The organism is Paraeggerthella sp. (assembly GCF_048427265.1).
GTDB lineage: Bacteria > Actinomycetota > Coriobacteriia > Coriobacteriales > Eggerthellaceae > Paraeggerthella > Paraeggerthella hominis.
In genome coordinates, this window is the sequence record NZ_DBFOSR010000119.1 from 14,729 (window position 1) to 27,860 (window position 13,132).

Consider the following 13,132-nt stretch of genomic DNA (forward strand, 5'->3'; position numbering starts at 1 on the left):
ATGGTTTTCCAACTTAGAACTGAAGCGCCGCCGTGAATTGCGCCCACGACAAGGGGTCGGTGTCGCGCACGTAAGCGTTGAAGGTTGGTGCGTGCACGTAATGCGAGCCGCCGTAGCTGACCGCGATGCCAACGTGGCCGTAGCGCCACAGGACGTCGCCGGGGCGAGCCTGGGACACCGGAACGATATTGGAAGCAGCAGCGTACTGGGCCTCGCTCTGGTGCGGCACGTAGCGACCGACCTGACGGTACGCCCACGTAACCAAGCCGGAGCAGTCGAACGCGTCCGGACCCTCGGCGCCCCAAACGTACGGGCAGCCGATACGGCTCATGGCATAGCCCACCACGCCGCTGTAGTCGCCGACGCTTCCGCCGCCGCCAGAGCCGCCGTTGTTCTGCTTGCGAGCCTCGTCCTCGGCAGCAGCCTGAGCAGCTGCTGCTGCGGCGGCCGCTGCAGCAGCCTGCTCTTGCAGCAGAAGCTCCTGCGCCTCGGCGTCGAGCGTGCTGACCAGTTTGGCCGCGTTATCGACTTTGGCCTGAACCTCAGCCTGAATCTGCTTGGCCTCTTCAGCCTTCTGCGACGCGATCTTTTCCTGGCGAGCATACTCGTCTTTGGCAGTCTGAAGTTCTTCGCGCAGAGTCTTGGTCTCGTTGACCATGTTCGAGTCGTTCTCGTTCATCTGGTTCAGAAGATCCCAGTTCTGCGTGAACTCGTCGAACGACGTAGCGCCCAGGACGAAATCGAGGAAGCTCGAAGAGCCGGAGCGGTACATGCTGCGCGCACGCGTTCCCAGCTTGTCCTGGAGATCGGCGATCTTGCCGTTGGCGTCGTCGATCTTCACCTGCTCGGCCTCCATGGCCTGCTTGGCAGCGTCGCGCTTGTCCAGCGCGGAATAATAGTTGATCTCGGCTGCCTCGAGGTCAGCCTGCAATCCAACCAACTGATTGCGGACGGCGTCAGCTTCGGCTTGCTTCTCAGCAGCCGTCTCTGCGAACGCGGCCTTCGGAGCCATAAAAGAAAGGGCGCCGAGCGCAGCAGCGCCGCTGATAAATGCTCGCCTGTCAAGTCCGATTAGATGCTCGCTCATGCGAAAGCCTCCTAGATTGAGCACGTAGTACGTATGGGCAAAAGCTGAACGAATAATACCATGTTTGCGCCGTGGAACAAAAAGCGTTGTGGAGGCATTTCATAACCCCTGCTCAGGTAGGAAAGACTGGGCAACCGCTTGAAAAGCCGTCCGCCGTATCGGGCTCCCAATGACTTAATGAGCCTGGGAACTGGGCAAATGCATTACCACAACCACTTGTGCCCCTACTTCTATATATAGTAGAACGGGCCCGACGCTTGCGCATCAAGCCCGTTTCCATTCGGTTCGGCAGGTGCAAAACCGCTTTACTTCGAGACGTCGGCCTCCATGTAGTGATCGAACTCGTGCTGCACGGCCTCTGACGGTGCAGCGGTAAGCTTCGACACGATAACGATAGCCAGAAGCGACACGATGAACGCCGGCAAAAGCTCGTAGATGCCGAACACGCCGCCCAAGGGCTTGATGAGGTTATGCCAGATGAGCACCGTTGCCGTACCGGCGATCATGCCGGCAAGCGCACCCTGCATGTTCGTGCGACGCCAGTACAGGCTGCACAGCGTAAGCGGGCCGAACGACGCTCCCAGGCCAGCCCAAGCGTAGCTGACCACGCCGAAAATGGACGAGTTCTCGTCGTACGCCACGAATATGCCGAACAGGAAGACCGCAATGAGCGTAAGACGCGCGACGATCATGACCTGGCGGTCGGTGGCGTCCTTCTTGATGACGCCGCGGAAGATGTTCTCGGCCACCGACGAACCGGCGATCAGCAGGTACGAGGACGACGAGCTCATGGATGCGGCGAAGATGCCGGACACCACAACGCCGCACATGAAAGGCGGCAGGATCATCTGCGAAAGCACGATGAACACGTTCTCGGCCGCCGCTTGCGTTGCGAACTCGGTGGGGATGATGGAACGTCCCACCAGGCCGATGCAGATGCCGCACGCCAGCGACACGACGCACCACACCACGGCGATAACGCGCGATTTCTTGATTTCCTCGGCGTCACGGATGCCCATGAAGCGCACGAGCACCTGCGGCATACCGAAGTAGCCAAGGCCCCACGCCAGCATGGAAGCGATGGTGATGAGCGGATAGTCAGCCGGAACGTCGAACAGCGGCGCGCCGTTTTCCACGATCTGCTTGCCGGCCTCGTCCACGATGGGCACCGCGATTTCCGTGCCGCTCAAGAAGCCGGGGATGCTCTGCAGGAAGGCCACCGTGTTGTCGATGCCGCCCGCCCAGGCCACCGAACCGACAAACACCACGGCCAGTGCGAAGAACATGAGCACGCCCTGCACGAAGTCGGTAGCAACAACGGACAAGTAGCCGCCCACCAGGGTGTACAGAAACACGACGATAGCGCCGAGCACCATCATGGTGGAGTAATCCAGGCCGAACAGCGTGGCGAACAGCTTGCCGCACGTTACGAAGCAGCTGCCCACGTACACGCAGAAGAAGACCATGATGATGATCGCAGCCACCGTCGATACGATGTTCTTCGTATCATGGAAGCGCTTGCTGTAGAATTCCGGCAGCGTGATGGAGTCGCCCGCCACCACGGAATACTTCCGCAAACGCTTCGCCACGAATTTCCAGTTCAAGTAGGTGCCGATCGCCAAGCCGATAGCCGTCCACATGGCATCGGAAGCGCCGGTGAAGTACGCGACGCCCGGCAGGCCCATCAGCAGCCATCCGGACATGTCGGACGCCTCGGCGGACAGTGCCGTCAGCCACGGGCCGACGCCGCGCCCCCCTAGAAAGTACTCCGCCGTCGACGAGTTTGATCGCTTCGCGTACACGAAGCCGATGGTCAGTACGACGATAAAATAGATGAGCATCGCCAGTACGGTCCAGAAGTCGCTGGTGACCACGTTCGTCCCCTCCCCTCATAGTGATCCGATTCAAATCGGAAGATGTGCGAAACGATGGGATTATAAGGCATAACGGTCCGCGAAAGGTCGACTATTCGCCAAGCCGCGAACAGGCTCGGCCGATCGCGCGGGAATACGGCCCTTCCGCGAACCCCGTTCGCCGGGGCGCAGGGAGCGCTGCGCATGGACGCTTTGCGCAATCCGGCAAGCCCGCAAAGCCCCTGGCAGCTGCCCGATCGGGCCGATCGGGACAATCGGGGCTTCGCCCATGGTTGGCCGGCAACGGATACTTTATACTGTGGCGGTACGAGCAAGACGATCAGGCGGAAGGACGCACGATGACAGCGTACGCAGAGCGAGCAACCGAGGAGCTATCCGAGCTCAAGGCGAGTTTGGAACGGGAGCATGCCGCATTCAAAGCACAGGGCCTCGCGCTCAACATGGCGCGCGGCAAGCCCTCGAAGGCGCAGCTTGACCTGAGCATGCCTCTGCTGGAAACGCTGACCACACTCGAAGCCTGCACGGCCTTAGACGGCACCGACGCGCGCAACTACGGCGTGCTCGACGGCCTGCCCGAAGCGAAGGCCCTGATGGCAACCATGCTGGACGATCAGCCCGAAAACGTGATCGTGTTCGGCAACGCCAGCCTGAACGTCATGTACGACACCGTGGCGCGCTGCTGGATGTTCGGCACCTTGGGATCGGCTCCCTGGTGCTCGCTCGATCGCGTTGCCTGGATCTGCCCGACGCCGGGCTACGACCGGCACTTCGGCGTGACCGAGGCGTTCGGCATCGAGATGATCCCCGTTCCCATGACCGAAGACGGTCCCGACATGGACGAAGTGGAGCGCATCGCTGCGTCGGATGCGGCGGTCAAGGGAATTTGGTGCGTGCCGAAGTACTCGAATCCCGGCGGCGTCACGTACTCAGACGAAGTGGTGCGCCGCTTGGCGTCCATGACCTGCGCCGCCGCCGACTTCCGCATATTCTGGGACAACGCTTACGGGATGCACCACCTGTTCGAAGCAGCGGACGAGCAGGACCACCTGCTTGACATCGCACGGGCATGCGCCGAAGCGGGAAATCCCGACCGCTGCTTCAAGTTCGCCTCCACTTCCAAGGTCACGTTCCCGGGAGCCGGGATTTCCGCCATGGCGGCCAGCCCGGCGAACATCGCCGAGGTCAAGCGCTGCATGGGCGCGCAGACCATCGGACACGACAAGCTCAACCAATTGCGCCACGTACGCTTCCTGCGCGATGCCGAAGGGCTGGCAGAGCACATGCGCAAGCACGCCGCCATCCTGCGCCCGAAGTTCCAGCTGGTAGTTCGCAAACTGGAAGAAGGACTGGCCGACGTGGGCGAATGCGCATGGAGCAACCCGCGCGGCGGGTACTTCGTGTCGTTCGATGCGCCGGAGGGAACGGCTGCGCGCGCCGTGGAGCTGGCCAAGGAAGCCGGGGTTACCATGACCGGCGCAGGAGCCACGTACCCCTACGGCCGGGATCCGCGCGACTCGAACATTCGCATCGCGCCCAGCCTGCCGCCGCTTGAAGAGCTTGACCAGGCCATGGACGTGTTCGTTTGCTGCGTCAAGCTTGCCTACGTGGAAAAGCTGCTGCGCTAACGCAACGCAAGCAGAGAAGCGGAGCGGGGCGAAGGGAACGCCGTCAACCCTTCGCCCCGCTCCGCTTTTTATCGGATAGCCGCCAGATCTTCAGCCAGGCTCATGTGGAATTCGACGATCGAACTCCACGTCCTACCGTCGCCCGTAATGATAGGCGTATCGCGTTTGCGCTGATCGATGACGTCGTTGTGGTTAAGCCCAGGCTCCCCTTCCGGCACGCGCAGCTCCTGCCAAGGATCGCGCTTCGTGGACGAAGCGGGAACCAGCCCGTCGTTTTCGCCGTCGTAGCGTTTCACCATCCAGTGCATCCACGCGCCCTTAGGCGAGCGATGGCGCGGCTGCTCGACGGCTCCGAACGTGCGGTACTCGATGTCGGGCAAGTCGGGATACGCTTCGTTGAAGCGAGCGGCGCCCTCCGTCGACAGATCATGCAGCACGCCGATGCAGTCGGCGTACATGTCGCCGTTTTTCGTGGCCTTCCAGTTGATGGGAGACGCAATCCTCTCCAGGCACGACGAGCTCATCCCAAGAAAATGATCGGCGGTTCTCAATCCCCCGTGCGGCGTTGCGAACGTGGTAATGGAGGCGATGCGGCCCCGCATGCTCGGTCGATGAGCCAGGCAACGCGCGTCGAGGCCGCCTTTGGAATGGGCGATGATATGAACCTTGGGGGCTTCGGTTAGTTTGAGCGCCATATCCAGCGTACGCTCAAGCTGGTAGACGTTCGATTGAACCGACCCGAGGGAATCCTGGTTTCCGAACATCGCGATGCCGCCCCGCCGACGAATCTCCTGGGGAATGCGGCCCCACAGGTTCGACTCGATCGCGCTGCGATCATGGGCAAGAATTCCGTGTAGGTACACGAACGGATACGAAGTTGAAAGATCGGTCAAAACGGCTCCGAATCAACGATGATGCGCAACGGTGCTCCCAGCTGCTTTCTGCTATGTACAGGAAACGATTACAGCACGAATCAACGAGCGCGACAAGAAGCCGCTTCGGAATTGCCCAGATCGAACACGCAAACAGCGCAGACGGCAGGGGGCGAACAGTACGTGCCCGCAAGTCGCAAAAGCCTCCCCGGCAACCGAGGTCGTCGGGGAGGCTGCATTCGCAGGCGCCCGGGGAGGGAGGGGACGCTGCGAGGCCTATAGACGCAGGTTACGCGCCCAAGGTATCAAGAGGCTCGTCCAACTTGCCCAGCGCCGAGCGCACGGCAAGCACGCCGAACGTCCAAGCGCGGCCATGCGATCCGCCCGTAATGAACAGCGGGTAGTCGTCGCCATAGTACGAACCGGAAACGTTGCCGGAAGCGTACAGACCGCCCAGAGGCTCGCCATCGGGCTTCACCACTTCAAGCTTTTCATTGATCTTCAAACCGCTCACGGTGCTGAGAACGGCGGGCATGCGCTTGACCGCGTAGAACGGAGGCTGCTTGATTGCATTCCAGGACATAAATTGGCCGTTTACGCCGAAGTCTTCGTCAACGCCCTTTTCTGCAAGTTCGTTGTACCGGGCAACGGTCTTGAGGAATGCAGCCTTCTCGATCCCGCAAGCGTCCGCAAGCTCTTCAAGCGTGTCGGCCTTCACAATGGCGCCGCGCTCGATGGCGTCCTGCCAGTCGGCTTCCGGGTTCGTAGTGGCACGGCTGTGGCTGTTGGGATGCTTGTAATCGCCCTTCGCCGCATGCACGGCCCAATTGGCGTCAGTGATCTGGAAAGCGGTCTGCTCCGGCTGGAGACGGACGGACGTCACCACGCTCTGGTAGCCCAGGTCCTCGTTCGCAAAGCGCTCGCCCTTGAGGTTCACGCGCAACCACGGAATACCGGAGTACGGAGCGCCGCCTTCGGGCATCCACGTGGGATCGAAGTGCATCATGATGCAGTGCGGGCCCTCATCCATGGCCGCACCGGCCCAAAGGCCCATCTTGTGACCGTCGCCCGTGTTGCACGGTGCGCCGTGCATGGTCTGCACGCCTTGCAGCATAGGGGCGAAGCACTCGAGCATTTCGGGGTCGTCGGACAGATCGCCCGTGGCCATGAGAACGCCCTTGGAGGCGTTGATTTTCACGTACGACTTGTCTTTGCGCTGGCCCACGACTCCCGTCACGCGACCGCTCTCGTCCTGGACAAGACGAACCGCAGGAGTTTCGTACATGATGTTCGCCCCTGCAGCCACAGCTTTTTCAACCATGGTATTCAGGAGCAGACGGAACTGCTCGTAGCGCGTTGCCATGTCGTTGTTGATAAACCAGCCATACGTATGACCGCTCTCCAACATGACGGGCGTATGTTCAGGCGTTTGGCGAATGATATAGTCCATAACCTCGCCGCTGCGGCGCAGGAACAGATTGACCGCACGCGGATTGTCGCGGCCATTGGACAAGTTGGCAAAATCGGCGTAAATCTGAGGCAAATCGTACGTCTGGCCTGCTTCCAAGAACTTCTTGGAATTGTAGGCGGCCACGCACCACCCGTTCGTCTGAACCTTTTCCATCTTCTGAAGCACGGTCACTTTAGCCCCGCTCTGCGCGGCAGCAAGCGCAGCCGTCGTGCCCGAAGAACCCAATCCTATGATGCAGATTTCGGTATCGATGGTCTCTGCGATGTCTCCGTCCGCAATGGGCTCAGGTTTCGTTTCCCAGCTCCAGCGCGTCTGCACCGCCTCTTCCTTCTTCTGCTCCCCGGTGTCCTTCGGGGAGCACCCCGCCATACCTGCAACAGCCGCACCCGCAGCCGTTACCGCCGCTGCGGTCAGAAAACCCCTACGAGACAACTCCTTCATGAAACCGCCTCCCTTTCTCGTTCTTTGCTTTCGCACGGTCTCGCATCTGCTTGATGCTGGGCAAGACTTTACGTCGGAAGCGACGGAGGATCGTCACCCATCAGCTGCTTTAACCAGGGGAATTAACGCCTCCCCTTCTCCCCCTTCTTGCTGAAAACAGGGGGATTTCCAGCTCATGCGCGTATTGGAGGCTCTGCAGGCTCATGCAAGTCGGTATAATTGTCCGCACGTCTGGGGAGGCGTATAAAGGAGGGGCGCATGGAGGGCGAACAAAGAAAACTGTTGGGAATGCCGTTCTGTTTTGCGGGAATGGGAATTTTTCGCGCATGGACCGAAACCGTGTACGCCAACACTTCGATAGTGTTCCCCATTCAGGCAAACGCCTTCGCCGACTTCACCGCTTTCAACATGATTACCGCCATCACGCTCGTCGTCGTTGCGCTTGGCGCAAGCAGGATTGCACCTCTGTACGGCAAGTCATGGCCGGCTCCCGTTGCTGCCATCTGCCTCATCGCGTCAACATGCTGTAATTTTTATTCCATACTCGACCCCGGAACCAGTCAATACCTAGGTATCCCCGCCGTCATTGCGGGAGGAGTAGGCATAGCGTTTCTTATTTTGCTGTGGTCGGAGCTTTTCGGATGCCTGAACCCCTTGCGCGTAGCCCTCTACTACTCCGGAGGAATCGTTGTCGGATCGCTCATCCTTTGGCTTTTCAAGGGTTTGGCGCTGCCTTGGCTGTTCGTCTGCACCTGCCTTGTCCCAATGGTATCGCTCGCATGTCTCAAGCAGGCGTACTCCTACCTTCCTGACACCGAGCGGCCCCATGCCACCTGGGGATCGTTTTCGCTTCCCTGGAAGCCAATCGCCGTCGTTGCGCTTTATTCGTTCTCATACGGACTGTGCGAGCACGTATTCGAAGGACCGCTCGGCATCCATTCAGGATTGGGCTGCGTGTTTGCAGGCGTGCTCGTATACGCCTGCATCAGCTTGCGCCGCACGGCTTTCCAATTCTCCGCGCTTTGCAAGATAGCCTTGTTGCTTATTGTATTCTCGCTTGTTCCTTTCGGAGATTTCCTCCCGCGAGGAAGTTTCATTTCAAGCTTTTGCGCTCTTGGCAGCTACACGCTTTGCTTGATTGTAATCATGATCATTCTCAGCAACCTCGTCTACCGCTACGGCGTCAACGCACTATGGCTATTCGGGATCGAGCGAGCAGTGCGCCTTGTTTCCGTGCAAGCGGGAATCGGAACAAGAGATCTCACGAGCCTTGTTGCATCGCCTTTCGCAGTGGATGTTGCATTGGGCGTCGTGGTCACCTTGTCGGTAGTTTTCGCAACAAAGCTACTGCTTTCGGAAAAACAGCTCTCTTCGCCTTGGGGTGCCGTGCTCAAAGAAACCCTCGAAGACGACCAAAACATGCCAACCGAAAGAAATCGCCTGGGAATAAAGTGCCAAGAACTCGCGGAACGAGCGGCGCTCACGCAACGCGAAGAGGAGATTCTTCTGCTGCTTGCGCAAAGGAAGAAGCCTGCCGACATCGAACGCGAACTGTTCGTAGCGAACAGCACCGTAAAGACCCATGTGAAGCACATCTACCAGAAACTCGACGTGCATTCTCGCAAAGAGCTGTTCAACCTGCTGGGCATCGAAAACGCAGGGTAACGGGCTAGCGGGCAAACGACGCACGCCGCATCAAGCGACGGCTCCGAGATGCGCAGAGGGATCCGCGCGCGGAAGCGTTCGGAAGGCGCGCCTTCGCATTTGCCCGCGGGATAGTGGCGCTTCACAGTGAAAAGCCTTCGCCCCGCACCTCCCGCACCTGAAGTATTCGACCAAGAAGCTGCTCCTTTTGCGCCGAACCGCGCTCTTGACAGATCGACGCCAACATACACGTGATCCCTGACTGCTCGATTTTTACTCAAATGTTGCGTACGGACTCGCTCCCTCAAAAGCCGCATCTCCGTGAACTGGGCTAATAGAATGCAGCCCTTAGAGGGACGACGACAAGGAGGGCCTACGGCCCAAAAAACGCAACATTGCGCGTAAAATCGAGCAGAAGCACCGGCCGCTACGTCAAACATCTGCCGGCATCTTGCAAGCCGCTCGTAAAAAAGCCCTCGGCGCAATGCCGAGGGCTTTCAACTTTCAGGAACTCACCACCACGCTTGCATCCGCGCGTTCGCTTACGCCTCCGCGTACACGTCCTTGAGCTTGAGCAGGTGCTCGTAGCGCTCCAGAGCAGCCTTCTCGTTGCGCTCGAACAGCTCGGTCGCGCGCTCGGGGAACTCGCGCGTCAGGCGGCTGTAGCGTGCCTCGTTCATAAGGAACTCCTGGTAGCCGCCCGCGGGCTCCTTGGAATCCAGCACGAACTTCTTGCCCGCAGGAGCAGCCGGGTTGAAGCGGAACAGGTTCCAGTACCCGCAGTCGACCGCCTTCGCCATTTCGTCCTGGCAGTTGGCCATGCCGCCCTTGATGGAGTGCATCTCGCACGGCGAGTAGCCGATGATGAGCGACGGTCCCGGATACGCCTCGGCCTCGGCGATGGCCTTGATGGTCTGGGCCGGCTTCGCGCCCATGGCCACCTGCGCCACGTACACGTAGCCGTATGCCATAGCGATCTCGGTCAGGCTCTTCTTCTTGACGTCCTTGCCGGCGGCCGCGAACTGCGCAACCTGGCCGATGTTGGTAGCCTTGGAAGCCTGGCCGCCCGTGTTGGAGTACACCTCGGTATCAAACACGAACACGTTCACGTCCTCGCCGGAAGCCAGCACATGATCAAGGCCGCCGTAACCGATGTCGTACGCCCAGCCGTCGCCGCCGAAGATCCACACGGACTTCTTGGTCAGGTATTCGCTGTTCTCCAGGATGTCGGCGGCAATGTTGTTACCCTCGGCGATTTCCTGGAGCTTGGCCACATACGCAGCAGCCGCCTCCTTGCTTGCCTCGGCCTCGTTGCGCGCCTCAACCCAAGCTTGCGCCGCATCCTTCACGGCCTGATCAGCATCGGAGGCAAGCAGCTTCTCCGTGTCGGCCAGCAGCTTGTCGCGCACGGCCTCGTGACCCAACAGCATGCCCAAGCCATGCTCGGCGTTGTCCTCGAACAGCGAGTTCGACCATGCAGGACCATGACCGTCCTTGTTCATGGTGTACGGCGAGGTAGCTGCAGGACCGCCCCAGATAGACGAGCAGCCCGTCGCGTTCGCCACGTACATGCGATCGCCGAACAGCTGCGTGACCAGCTTCGCGTACGCCGTCTCGGCGCAGCCCGCGCAAGCGCCCGAGAACTCGAGCAGCGGCTGCTTGAACTGGCTGCCCTTGACCGTCGCATCGCCCAAAGCGGGCTTGTCGGACACCTGGTCGACGCAGTAGTTGAACACGTCTTGCTGAGCCAGCTCGGCTTCCTGGTCCACCATCTTGAGCGAATCGCTCGGGCACACGTTCACGCACACGCTGCAGCCCATGCAGTCGAGCGGCGAAATGGCTAGCGTGTACTGCATGCCTGCGGCGGCCTTGCCCTTCGCCGGCACCAGCGTGATGGCGGACGGAGCAGCGGCGGCTTCCTCTTCGGTCAACGCGAACGGACGAATGGTGGCGTGCGGGCACACGAAGGCGCACTGGTTGCACTGGATGCAGCTTGCCGCGTCCCACGTGGGAACGCTCACGGCAACGCCGCGCTTCTCGTACGCAGCCGCACCCTGCTCGAACTGGCCGTCAGCATGTTCCACGAACGCGGACACGGGCAAACGGTCGCCGTCCATGCGGCCAACCGGCTCCATGATGTCGCGAACCATCTTGACCAGCCCAGGGCGGCCCTCAAGCTCGGCACCCTGGCCCTCGTCCTTCGCGTCAGCCCAGCTGGCCGGCACGTCCACGCGCACGAACGCCGTCGCGCCAGCATCGATAGCGCGATGGTTCATATCCACGACTTCCTGGCCCTTCTTCAGGTACGACTTCGTAGCCGCGTCCTTCATGTACTGAAGAGCCTCGTCCTGCGGGATGACGTTTGCCAGCGTGAAGAACGCCGACTGCAGGATGGTGTTCGTGCGCTTGCCCATGCCGATCTCGCGAGCAAGGTCGATGGCGTTGATGGTGTACAGCTTGATGTTGTTGTTGGCGATATAGCGCTTGGCCTCGGCGCTCAAGTGGTGCTCGAGCTCTTCCGGCGTCCACTGGCAGTTGATCATGAACGCACCACCGGGCTTCACGTCGTTGACCATGCGGAAGCCCTTGGTGACGTAAGACGGGTTGTGGCACGCCACGAAGTCCGCCTTGTTCACGTAGTACGTGCTCTTGATGGGAGAATCGCCGAAGCGCAGGTGGCTGATGGTCACGCCGCCCGTCTTCTTCGAGTCGTACTGGAAGTACGCCTGCACGTACTTGTCGGTGTGGTCGCCGATGATCTTGATGGAGTTCTTGTTCGCGCCCACCGTGCCGTCGCCGCCCAGACCCCAGAACTTGCACTCGATGGTGCCGGCCGCAGCGGTGTTGGGGCTGTTCGGATCCTCGGGCAAAGACAGGTTCGTCACGTCGTCGACGATGCCGACCGTGAACTCGCGCGCCGGCGCATCCTTCTCGAGCTCCGTGTAGATGGCGAACACCGAAGACGGCGGGGTATCCTTCGATGCCAGGCCATAGCGGCCGCCAACCACCGTAAGATCGGTGCGGCCCTCGTGCGCAAGCGCGTTCACCACGTCCATATACAACGGCTCGCCCAGGGAGCCCGGCTCCTTGGTACGGTCCATGACCGCGATCTTCTGCACGGTGGACGGCAGCGCCGCCATGAACTTCTCGGACACGAAGGGACGGTACAGGCGAACCTTCACCAGACCCACCTTCTGGCCGTTGGCGTTCAGGTAGTCGACAACCTCTTCCACCACGTCGCAGAACGAGCCCATGGCCACGATCACGCGGTCGGCGTCGGGAGCGCCGTAGTAGTTGAACAGCTGGTAATCGGTGCCCAGCTTGGCGTTGACCTGGTTCATGTAGTCCTCGACCACGGCAGGCAGCGCGTCGTACACGCCGTTGCACGCCTCGCGGTGCTGGAAGAAGATGTCGCCGTTCTCATGGCTGCCGCGCATGGCGGGACGCTCAGGGTTGAGCGCATGCTCGCGGAACGCGCGCACGGCGTCCATATCGCACATCTCGGCCAGATCGTCGAAATCCCACACGGCGATCTTCTGCACCTCGTGCGACGTGCGGAAACCGTCGAAGAAGTTGATGAAGGGGATGCGACCCTTGATGGCGGCCAGATGGGCGACGGCGGACAGGTCCATGACTTCCTGGACGTTGCTTTCGGCCAGCATGGCAAAACCGGTCTGGCGGCATGCCATGACGTCGGAGTGGTCGCCGAAGATGCTGAGCGCCTGGGTGGCCACGGTGCGCGCGCTTACGTGGAACACGGTCGGCAGCATCTCAGCGGCAATCTTATACATATTGGGGATCATGAGGAGCAGACCCTGAGAAGCCGTGTACGTGGTGGTCAGAGCACCCGCAGCAAGCGAGCCGTGAACCGCGCCTGCAGCGCCGCCCTCGGACTGCATCTCGCACACCTTGACAGTGGTGCCGAAGATGTTCTTCTTTCCTGCAGCGGACCACTGGTCCACCAGGTCGGCCATAGGGCTCGACGGGGTAATAGGATAGATGCCTGCGACCTCGGTAAACGCATAGGAGACGTACGCCGCGGCATTGTTGCCATCCATTGATTTGAATTCTCTCGTCATATTCCTCTCCTTTGAAGGGGATGTGGCCCGACCGGAAAT

The 13,132-nt window shown here is 60.6% G+C and carries 7 protein-coding genes; 2 read left to right on the plus strand and 5 right to left on the minus strand.

Features of this window, described 5'->3' with window-relative positions; genetic code table 11:
- Positions 1-13: 13 nt before the first annotated feature.
- Positions 14-1,087, minus strand: a complete 1,074-nt coding sequence (locus ACMNI9_RS10560) for a coiled-coil domain-containing protein (RefSeq protein ID WP_418832018.1) — start codon at positions 1,085-1,087, stop codon at positions 14-16.
- Positions 1,088-1,392: 305 nt separating this feature from the next.
- Complete coding sequence (putP, locus tag ACMNI9_RS10565) at positions 1,393-2,961, minus strand: sodium/proline symporter PutP (RefSeq protein WP_114567168.1); 1,569 nt, start codon at positions 2,959-2,961, stop codon at positions 1,393-1,395.
- Positions 2,962-3,299: 338 nt separating this feature from the next.
- Here putP and ACMNI9_RS10570 point away from each other — a divergent pair, with 338 nt between their 5' ends.
- On the plus strand, positions 3,300-4,586 hold the full coding sequence (locus ACMNI9_RS10570; protein ID WP_216529451.1) for an aminotransferase class I/II-fold pyridoxal phosphate-dependent enzyme: 1,287 nt from the start codon (positions 3,300-3,302) through the stop codon (positions 4,584-4,586).
- A gap of 68 nt (positions 4,587-4,654) precedes the next feature.
- On the opposite strand, the gene ACMNI9_RS10575 is transcribed toward ACMNI9_RS10570, so the two are convergent.
- Both ACMNI9_RS10575 and ACMNI9_RS10580 read right to left on the minus strand, forming a co-directional pair.
- Complete coding sequence (locus ACMNI9_RS10575; protein WP_418832021.1) at positions 4,655-5,479, minus strand: esterase/lipase family protein; 825 nt, start codon at positions 5,477-5,479, stop codon at positions 4,655-4,657.
- Positions 5,480-5,747: 268 nt separating this feature from the next.
- Positions 5,748-7,370, minus strand: coding sequence for an FAD-binding protein (locus ACMNI9_RS10580; RefSeq protein ID WP_114567238.1), 1,623 nt, complete (start codon positions 7,368-7,370; stop codon positions 5,748-5,750).
- A 258-nt stretch (positions 7,371-7,628) separates the two neighbouring features.
- On the opposite strand from ACMNI9_RS10580, the gene ACMNI9_RS10585 reads away from it, so the two are divergent.
- A complete protein-coding gene (locus ACMNI9_RS10585) occupies positions 7,629-9,035 on the plus strand; it encodes a helix-turn-helix transcriptional regulator (protein WP_114567165.1) in 1,407 nt (468 codons plus the stop codon).
- A 521-nt stretch (positions 9,036-9,556) separates the two neighbouring features.
- Here the strand turns inward: ACMNI9_RS10585 and nifJ are convergent.
- The gene (nifJ, locus tag ACMNI9_RS10590) at positions 9,557-13,093 is read right to left on the minus strand and encodes a pyruvate:ferredoxin (flavodoxin) oxidoreductase (RefSeq protein WP_418832026.1); all 3,537 of its coding nucleotides are present in this window, start codon (positions 13,091-13,093) and stop codon (positions 9,557-9,559) included.
- Between the last annotated feature and the right edge of the window lie 39 nt (positions 13,094-13,132).

Bases quoted from the DNA above. Each gene is read 5' to 3' on its own strand.
- ACMNI9_RS10570 (WP_216529451.1), top strand. From the start codon at position 3,300: ATGACAGCGTACGCAGAGCGAGCAACCGAGGAGCTATCCGAGCTCAAG.
- ACMNI9_RS10585 (WP_114567165.1), top strand. From the start codon at position 7,629: ATGGAGGGCGAACAAAGAAAACTGTTGGGAATGCCGTTCTGTTTTGCG.
- ACMNI9_RS10580 (WP_114567238.1), bottom strand. From the start codon at position 7,370: ATGAAGGAGTTGTCTCGTAGGGGTTTTCTGACCGCAGCGGCGGTAACG.
- nifJ (WP_418832026.1), bottom strand. From the start codon at position 13,093: ATGACGAGAGAATTCAAATCAATGGATGGCAACAATGCCGCGGCGTAC.
- ACMNI9_RS10560 (WP_418832018.1), bottom strand. From the start codon at position 1,087: ATGAGCGAGCATCTAATCGGACTTGACAGGCGAGCATTTATCAGCGGC.